Source organism: Yersinia sp. 2542 StPb PI (genome assembly GCF_048593855.1).
Classification (GTDB): Bacteria; Pseudomonadota; Gammaproteobacteria; order Enterobacterales; family Enterobacteriaceae; genus Yersinia; species Yersinia enterocolitica_E.
The window spans coordinates 1-9395 of record NZ_JAZGQA010000166.1; the positions used below are offsets into that span (position 1 = coordinate 1).

A 9395-nucleotide genomic window follows, 5' to 3' on the forward strand; every position below is an offset into this window, starting at 1 on the left:
GACAACCTGACTGCGGTGGGGGCTAACATTAACGCCGGCACGGTGGATGTGCAGGCACAAAACATTAACCTGAGTGCAGCGACCGACAGCCTCTCTGTCACTGGCGAATCGTCGAGCAAGCGCCATACCAGTTCAGTGAATCTCTATGATGAAACCCTGCGCGGCAGCCAGTTGAACGCCACCGGCGATATCAATTTGCAGACGGCAAAAGACATCAATATCAGTGCCAGTGCGGTACAAACCCATGGCGCGCTGAATCTGGCGGCGGGCGGCGATGTCACCCTCACTACCCAGACTGAACAGCATGATGCGCAGCGCACTCATACCGGCACCAAAAAAGGGCTGGCCTCCAGCACCACCACGCGTACCGAAGACAGTATTAGCCAGACGCTGGCGGTGGGCTCCATGCTGTCAGCCGGTTCTATCGATGTCAGTGGCAAAAATATCGCGGTCATCGGCAGTCATGTGGTGGCCGATAACGATATTAATCTGCGCGCAAAAGAGAACATCACCGTCGGCACTGCGCAACAGAGCGAGAGCGAATCTCACCTGTTCGAGCAGAAAAAATCCGGTCTGATGAGCACCGGCGGCATTGGTGTCACGGTGGGCAACAACAGCCAAAAAACCACCGACACTGGCAAATCTATCTCCAACGTGGGCAGCACGGTGGGCAGTGTGCTGGGCAATGTCAGCATGACCGCTGGTGAAGACCTGACGGTGCAAGGCTCTGAGGTGTTGGCCGGTAAAGACATCAGTCTGACCGGTAAAAACGTCGCTATTTTGGCGGCGGAGAATCAAAGCAGCCAGACCCACAGCGTTGAGCAAAAAAGTAGCGGCCTGACACTGGCACTGTCTGGCGCGGTTGGCAGCGCCCTCAATACCGCGGTCACCACCGCCAAAGATGCCCGCGAAGAGAGCAATGGCCGACTGTCTGCGCTGCAAGGGGTTAAAGCGGCACTCAGTGGTGTTCAGGCGGTGCAAGGTGGGCAACTGGCCGCAGTGAATGCCAGTGACCAAAATGCTATTGGCGTGAGCCTGTCTTATGGCAGCCAATCGTCAAAATCAGAACAAGCCGTCAATCAAACCACCCACCAAGGCAGCAGCCTGACGGCGGGTAATAACCTGAATATCACCGCCACCGGTAACGGCGTGAAAGGGGCGGATGGCGATATTGTGGTGCAGGGCAGCCAGTTACAGGCGGGCAAAGACACCAGTCTGACGGCCAATCGCGATGTGATATTGCAATCAACACAAGAGACCCAAACGCTGGACGGCAGTAATAGCAGCAGCGGCGGTTCATTGGGGATAGGAATAGGTGCCGGTCAGGGCGGTTGGGGGATTAATGTCTCCGCCAGCCTGAACAAGGGTAAAGGCAGCGAAAGCGGCAACGGTGTGACTCACACGGAAACCACGATTAACGCCGGTAACCAGCTCAACATCACCAGTGGCCGCGATGCGGTGCTGCAAGGCGCGCAGGTCAGTGGGGAAACCGTCAAGGTGGATGTGGGGCGTGACCTGCTGCTGCAAAGCCAGCAAGACAGTGACCGTTACGATTCGAAGCAGCAAGACGCCAGTGTCGGTGGCAGCTTCAATTTTGGTTCGATGACCGGCAGTGCCAGCATCAATGCCAGCCGCGATAAAATGCACAGCAACTTTGACTCGGTGCAGGAGCAGACGGGTATCTTTGCCGGTAAAGGTGGCTTTGATATCACCGTGGGCGAGCATACTCAGCTCGACGGTGCGGTGATTGGCTCGACTGCCACTGCCGATAAAAACACACTGGATACCGGCACGCTGGGGTTCAGTGATATCGGGAATAAAGCGGACTTCAAGGTAGAGCATCAAAGTGTGGGCATCAGTACCGGCGGTAGCATCGGCGGTCAGTTTGCCGGGAATATGGCCAACGGCTTGTTGGTTGGCGCTAACAATGAAGGCCACGCCGACAGCACCACCCATGCCGCAGTCTCCGATGGCACTATCACGGTGCGTGACACGGATAAGCAACAGCAAAATGTTGATGACCTGAGCCGTGACGTCGAACACGCCAACAATGCGCTCTCCCCTATCTTTGATAAAGAGAAAGAGCAAAACCGCCTGCGCGAAGCGCAACTTATCGGTGAAATCGGCAGCCAGGTCAGTGATGTTATTCGCACACAGGGGCAGATTATCGCCACTAAAGCGGCGAATGAAAAAATGCAGGATGTGAGTGAGGCTGACCGTGACGCGGCTAAAGCAAGCTGGCAAAAAGCGAATCCGGGCAAGAACCCTACGGCAGAAGAGATTGATGGTCAGGTTTATAAAACGGCTTATGACAAGGCGTTCAATGAGTCAGGCTATGGCACCGGTGGCAAATTCCAGCAGGCGGCGCAGGCAGCAACTGCGGCTATCCAAGGCTTGGCCGGTGGAGATATGTCGAAAGCGCTGGCGGGAGCCTCTGCACCTTATCTGGCTGAAGTCATTCATAATATGACTACCGATCCGGTCACGGGTAAGGTGAATACTGAAGCCAATCTGATGGCCCATGCGGTATTGGGTGCGGTAGTGGCGCAGGTAAACGGCAACAGTGCACTGGCGGGCGCTTCGGGGGCAGTGATGGGTGAGTATATCGCCCAGCAGATGTATCCGGGGATCAAACGTGAAGACTTGACAGAAGAGCAACGACAAACCATCAGCGCATTGGGTACACTGGCAGCAGGATTGGCCGGTGGTTTGACCGGTGACAGCACCGCTGACGCCGTTGCCGGGGCGCAGGCTGGGAAGAATGCTCTGGAGAATAATAACCTTGCTATCTTGCGTACCGGTGCAGCCGCTTGTGCAGAGATAGCCGTTTGTAGCAAAGCGGTCATAGATCTTGGGTTTGGTGCTCTCATCGGTGTTGGTGTTGCCACATCGGCGATTGAAGAACTTTCTGGCGTACAGAAAACCAATGTTATGCTGGCTGCAATGTCAGGTGATCAGGAACAAATAGATAAACTGTCACCTTCCGAGCGAGCAGCCTACGAAGAATTAAAAAATGGTAAGGGTTTAATTACGGGGTTCCCTACTCCAGTTGATGATCCCACAGGCGGTAAGCTGGTAAATCCTGCGCCCGATCAAAATAAGGGAATGGCGTTGGTGACACCAGATAAAAGTGGTGAGAATGGTGCCAGTAATACTGGGAATATTGACGGCAAACCGAATACGGGTGGAAATAGCACGGTAACACCGATCCCAGAACAGAATAAAGATGATTTGGCTTATCTAGCCGAAGGTAGAGATAACCGGTTACCAATTCCTGAACCTATCGTGGCGAGTAATGGATTAAAAGTCGAATCAAATACCAAACATACACCAGGTGCCCAAGGATTCAGGCCAGATGCAGGTATTGAGCCAAGGAATTCTTTAGAGCTATTTGGTAGCTCAGTATCAGTCGATGGAAACAAAGCTCGCTATAGTATGGGAAATGATGGAGCTATTCATCGTTATTTCCCTGATAATGTAGGAACTTACCATTGGTCTGGAAGTACTGGTGATTCAAAAAATGCAATGCAGTTAGATAATAAGACAAAGGCCCAGTTACGTAAGCAAGAGGGATGGAAAATTAAATGATTATTGGTGATCCTTATCGAATTGCTATACAACTTGAGCAGCTAGATATTCTATGCTCCCCTAGTGGGGTTTTTAATTTTATTATCAATGGGTTATTCATCCCAGGCAAAGGGGTAACTATTGATCTTTACATTGTAATTTCCTCTTTGAAGGAGAGTTTAGATTTAGGTCTTAAAAAATATAATGCCGATATTGGCACTATCCCTATTGAAAAAATGGATTTCTCAGAAGGAGAACCTGAAAATTTAATACCGTTGAATGTTGCGGAACTATATGACTACGGTTGTAATTTTTGGCTAGGCTTTGATGGTAATGAAGAACGTTTGATTTATTCATTAGATTTCGAAAATAGTTTTTCCGAGAGTCGTTTTCCCCGAGGAACGGTTGAGGAATTAATTAGGAAGCTGCCTTTAGCTGATAGCTTAATTATGGATAGAAATGACGGTATTATAATCACAAAAATAAACTAATTTGTGAGTTTGATAATAGTAATCTCGGCCTTGGCTGAGATTACTGAAACCTAGTCCTAAATACTTCCATCTTTCACCGATAGCCTACAGGTCACCGGCAAAGTCTCCACCAAACTCCATAACGACTCAGTCGATCTCTATGATGAAACCCTGCTAGGCCGCCAGTTGAACGCCAGGGGCGATATCACTTTGCAGGCGGTGCAAGACATCACCCTCAATGCCAGCGCGGTGCAAACCTATGGCGCGTTGAAGCTGGCGGCGGGTGCGGCCAGTGCGGAGTTAATGGCTCCGGCGATAATCGCGGCAATGGGCTGGGATAAGGATAATCTCAGCGAAGACCAGAAGCAGACCGTCAGTACACTGGCAACACTGGCCGCAGGATTAGCCGGTGGATTGACCGGCGACAACGGTTGCCGGTGCGCAGGCTGGGAAGAATGCGGTGGAGAATAACTTCTTGCTGCAAATGTTGGTGCCGCCTCCACCGGTAGCAGGGCAAGCGCCACAGAGTGAAACCAATGCTGCGATAGCCGCCTATAATTAGCTCGCCGTTATCCCGTACCGCCGAGTAGCCGCCCGCGACTTGCTGCTACTCGGTGCCGCCAACACGCAAAAAACCGACGGCAGCAACAGCGGCAGCGGCGGAAGCGTGGGTGTCAGTCTGGGGTTCGGTAGCGCTGGCGGTGGCCTGAGTATCTTTGCCAATGCCAACAAGGGTCAGGGCAATGAGCACGGCGACGGCACCTTCTGGACTGAAACGCAGATTGACACAGGCGGCACACTGTCACTCAGCAGCGGGCGTGACACGTCGCTGATAGGCGCGCAAGCCAGCGGTGAAACCGTCAAGGTCGATGTCGGCCGTGACTTGCTGCTGCAAAGCCAGCAAGACAGCGATAACTATGATGCGAAGCAGACCAGTACCAGCGGCGGTGTCAGCATGGCGGTGGTCGGCGGCGGTGGCTCTGCCAACCTGAGCATCAGTAAAGATAAGCTGCACAGCAATTATGACTCGGTACAGGAGCAGACCGGTATTTTTGCAGGCAAAGGCGGCGTTGATATCACCGTGGGTGAACACACTCAGCTCGATGGCGCAGTGATTGCCAGCACCGCGGACAAGAGTAAAAACAGTCTGGATACCGGCACACTGGGGTTCAGTAATATTGAGAATAAAGCGGACTTCAAGGCTGAACATCAGGGCGGTAGCCTGAGCACCGGTGGCCCGGTGGGGTCTGACCTGTTGAGCAATCTGGGCAGTGTGGTGCTGTCGGGTCTGGGTACCTGACGGATAGAAATCGTTAATAAATTTACATTATAAAAGAGATGCTGTTGTGTTGAAAAAGTTGATAACAGGGCAGCTAAGTTTGCCGATGATATTCTGGGGATGGGGTTTTTGCGGTGGCCTGTTTATTGGTCTTATTGGTTTGGCAGGTGTACATACAGGCCATGCATCAATGGTACCGCTGTCCTACATACTTAAAACAATTCTATTCAGCGCTGTACTTTCCGGTATTACGTTCATCCTTCGTAAAAAAATCACCGTGTTTGGTGCTCTTGCGTTTTTTGTCGTATTGATTCAGGTGATTATGAGCATCGTAATGGTTATAGGACTTTCTTCATTGCTGTTTAAATAATTGAGGCGGGAAAGGAAAAACTGTTCACCTAGGGAATTATTTGCGGATTTGGAAGGCCGGTTGTCACACAGAACCCGGATTGGTTGAAACTTTCCTGTTTCATATTGCCCTTGGTAATACAGTGTGGCCCAGTATAGTGGGTTCCCTGCAGATGAAGTAAGTGCTCTTACCTTCAGCAATAGCTTCTTTATGGGCCCATCAATGGGGAAGGCTTATCTGAGAAAACCTCTGGTAAACGTCCTCCACATCTGAGTTTGGTTAAATAGATTTGAACGAATATGGTATCTCTTTGCCATATTCGTTCAACAGCAGCTACAAATTGGCCCCTAAATATTAAAACCCGCGCATTCCATCAATGAACGTATCAATCACGCCACGTACTCGCTCATAGACGCGTGTGCGGACCGTTTTACGTTCCAAAATTTTAGGTTGCCAGGTGAGGGTTTCGGCAACCTGATCTTCTCGAGGGAGTACATCGGTGAAAATGTAATTTTCCAGTAGCCCTGTGAGCTTAACAGCATCCAGTCGTTCTTCTTCACACAGCGCTATAATTGCTCTACTTCTTTCGCGCTCAACATAGGTTTCAAATGTCTGAGTGACATCTTCATCATGGGTGACGTGCAGCAGATTTTCTTCAATAAAGTTTTCAATCAGCTCACGTTTACTGCGCAGCGTGACATCGCTGTCGACGATATCCATGATCTTTTTCTTCTGTTCTTGCTGCTCTTTCGGCGGCATTGCCTGAATACCCGCTAACAACTTCAGAATGTAGCCGACGTTAATCTCATCGCGGTGGATGAGCGACACTTCAAAATCCACATCATCGAGGATCGAGACTTTCTCTTTGCTGGAATGCTTTTTGACCTTGTCGTGAATATCGAGATATTTACTGGTGTAATCTGCCAGTGTCTGCTCGGACAAAGGTTTCGCCGAGTCCTCGAAATCAGCAAAGCTTTCGAGAATATTTTTAAGCCGCATTACGTCACGGAAAGCTGTCACAAATTCCAGCTGCGCTTTTTCATCCGGCAGACTATCCACACTTTCAACCGTTGGTGTTAGCGTCAGCAGGCGATCAACAGCATCCTGATAATCACTCAAATATTCTTCAAACGATTTTACCAGCACGACGGAAGACGCATCTTTATTGGAAAACAGCGCAATCGCCTCGTCTGTCGCCTTCTTCAGGTTGCGAAAGCAGACGATGTTCCCGTGGCTTTTCTTCTCGTTAAGGATGCGATTGGTGCGTGAAAAGCCTTGCACCAAACCGTGGAAGCGCAGGTTCTTGTCCACATACAGCGTATTCAGTGCCGGGCTGTCGAAGCCGGTCAGGAACATGTTCACTACCAGCAGAATATCGATGCCTTTTTCTTTGGTGCGCTGAGCGATATTCTTGTAATAGTTATAGAAACTTTTTGAATCATTGGCCGAATAACTGGTGCCGTACAGTTCGTTGTAATCCTTGATAAAGCTGTCGAGGTGGTCGCGGCTGGATGCGTCAATCTTCGCCCCCTGCGGCAGGCTGATGTCTTCTTCATCCAACAGGCCGTTAACCGCTTCTTTATCGCTTTTGTCTGCTTCGTTGGCGGCATAGGTAAAGATGGTCGCCACTTTCAACGGTTTGTAATTTGGATTTTCCGCGACCATGGCGGCCTGTTTTTCTTTAAATAGTTTGTAGTAGCAGATCAGCATATCCACTGAACCGACGCAGAACATGGCGGTAAATTCACGGTTGCGGGTCTTGGCGCTGTGGTGTGCCAGAATATAGTCGGTGATTTTCCCCAGCCGGATGTCGCTTTCCATCACCTCTTTGGTATCGATGTCTTCCACCTCGATATCGATTTCATTACTGCTCTCTTTGCGTTTGTAGGTGCCGACATATTCCACCGCAAAACGCAGTACGTTTTCGTCGCGAATGGCATCGACAATCACGTATTTGTGCAGGCATTTCTCAAACAACATTTCTGTGGTCTGCTTGATGCCATTGGTGATATTGACGTTATCGGCGAAAATCGGCGTACCGGTGAAGCCAAACAACTGCGCATTTTCAAAGAAATTCACAATGGCTTTATGGGTGTCGCCAAACTGGCTACGGTGGCATTCATCAAAGATAAACACGATGCGCTCTTTGCGCAGATGTTCAAGTTGCGCTTTATAGCCATCGTGCGTAATAGCGTTATTCAATTTCTGAATAGTGGTGAGCGTCAGTTTGCTGCTGGTGGTTTTCAGATGTTTAATCAGCGTGCTAGTGTTATTCGTGGTATCCACGCTGTCTTTGGCAAAGCTGTTAAATTCTTTAGCTGTCTGGTAATCCAGATCCCGACGGTCGACTACGAAAATAACCCGATCCACTTCGGGCATCTCCATGATTACCTGGCTTGCTTTGAACGAGGTGAGCGTCTTACCCGAACCGGTGGTGTGCCAGATATAACCGTTATGTGGTTTGCACTGAAGATGCAGGCTTTCCTTCACATGGCGGGTCATCGCCTCACAGGCGTAATACTGATACGGGCGCATCACCATCAGGCACTTACGGGTTTCGTTTAGCACCGTGTAATGGGTGATCATTTTGGCGATATGGCAGACTTTAAGGAACGCTTCGGCGAATTTATCCAGAGCTTTTATCGGCTCGTTTTTTTCATCGGTCCAGAAGTACGTCTGTTCAAAGTGATTGGCACGGTTGTTGGCGTAGTATTTAGTGTCCACGCCGTTGCTGATGATAAAAATCTGCACATACTGGAACAGGCCGCTGCTGACCCAAAAAGCATCGCGGTGGTAACGGTCAATCTGATTAAAGGCTTCTTTGAGGCCTAAGCCACGGCGTTTAAGCTCGATTTGTACGAGCGGTAGACCGTTGATCAGCAGGGTTACGTCAAAGCGAGTCTTGCGCGTGCTCTGCTCGGCACTAAACTGCTTCACCTGGCGAGTGACCTGGAACTCGTTCTGGCACCACTCCTCTTTATTAATAAAGCTGAGCCACTTCTCTGTGCCGTCTTCGCGCAGTAACTGGTAGCGATCGCGTAGCGTTCTTGCGCGATCGATTACTTCGTTGCCTTTGGTCAAGTGCAGGAAAATACGGTTAAATTCGCTGTCAGTTAGTGGCAGAGATTCCAACCGGTTGTGGATTTCAATCTGCTTTTTCAGGTTGGCTTTCATGCTGGCTTCGTCGGTTACGTTAACCGGTTCGTAGTGCATACCGACCAGTTGTTCCACCAACTGCGTTTCTAACTCGTATTCGCTTTGCGTTGCCATCAGTATGTAGTGCCTTTTGTAGTGATAAATGCCCGATACCGACCGGGCTGAAAAATTGTTAGACGAACATTTGCTGGAGCAGACCTTGCTTCCAAATTTTTAGTTTGTCGCGTTCTATTTTTTTTGTGGCGATTTTCTCGTCAATGGCGCAGAGGAAGTTGGCAATTTTGATTTGTTCTAACTCGCAGGGAACCCCAACTTCTATGGAAGCCAAATCAGAAGAGTTTATTGCTGGATAACTTGTACCAGTACATCTGTTCATTACCTCTGATATAAAGCTCTCTAGATGAAGTAATTGATATAAGAATTTGGAACAATATTTCGATCTAAGCTGTGCATAGCCTGTTGAGGCAACATAACGCCCACTAAGTAGGAAAAGATAATTGTTGTTCTGATAAGGCCTGACTAACTGAAAAAGTACATCGCCAAATTGAAGTAATCTTTGTGCCCGGCTCGGTGC

Annotated in this window: 5 protein-coding genes and 2 pseudogenes; 5 read left to right on the forward strand and 2 right to left on the reverse strand. The window is 49.7% G+C overall.

All coding sequences use genetic code 11. The features are described from left to right. The 5 genes and pseudogenes from V1952_RS16920 to V1952_RS16940 form a co-directional block, all read left to right on the forward strand. The coding region (locus tag V1952_RS16920; RefSeq protein ID WP_420075162.1) for a hemagglutinin repeat-containing protein at positions 1–3588 on the forward strand (3588 nt) is incomplete at its 5' end. Continuing rightward, positions 3585–4058 carry an Imm42 family immunity protein gene (locus V1952_RS16925; protein ID WP_019081662.1) on the forward strand — a complete coding sequence of 158 codons (474 nt, stop codon included), beginning with the start codon at positions 3585–3587 and terminating at the stop codon, positions 4056–4058. The genes V1952_RS16920 and V1952_RS16925, both read left to right, overlap by 4 nt. 243 nt (positions 4059–4301) lie before the next feature. Beyond that, a pseudogene (locus V1952_RS16930) lies at positions 4302–4515 on the forward strand (VENN motif pre-toxin domain-containing protein); the annotation flags it as partial. A gap of 111 nt (positions 4516–4626) precedes the next feature. Continuing rightward, a pseudogene (locus V1952_RS16935) lies at positions 4627–5331 on the forward strand (hemagglutinin repeat-containing protein); the annotation flags it as partial. A 52-nt stretch (positions 5332–5383) separates the two neighbouring features. After that, positions 5384–5686 (forward strand): hypothetical protein, encoded by a 303-nt coding sequence (locus V1952_RS16940; protein ID WP_420075163.1) that lies wholly within the window; start codon positions 5384–5386, stop codon positions 5684–5686. Between the two features lie 333 nt (positions 5687–6019). Here V1952_RS16940 and V1952_RS16945 read toward each other — a convergent pair whose 3' ends face one another. Further along, complete coding sequence (locus V1952_RS16945) at positions 6020–8935, reverse strand: type I restriction endonuclease subunit R (protein ID WP_420075164.1); 2916 nt, start codon at positions 8933–8935, stop codon at positions 6020–6022. A gap of 58 nt (positions 8936–8993) precedes the next feature. Further along, a partial coding sequence (locus V1952_RS16950) for a restriction endonuclease subunit S (RefSeq protein ID WP_420075165.1) occupies positions 8994–9395 on the reverse strand: 402 nt, incomplete at its 5' end.

What these genes read in the sequence shown, in the direction of transcription:
- V1952_RS16925 (WP_019081662.1), top strand. Translation starts at nt 3,585, where the DNA reads ATGATTATTGGTGATCCTTATCGAATTGCTATACAACTTGAGCAGCTA.
- V1952_RS16945 (WP_420075164.1), bottom strand. Translation starts at nt 8,935, where the DNA reads ATGGCAACGCAAAGCGAATACGAGTTAGAAACGCAGTTGGTGGAACAA.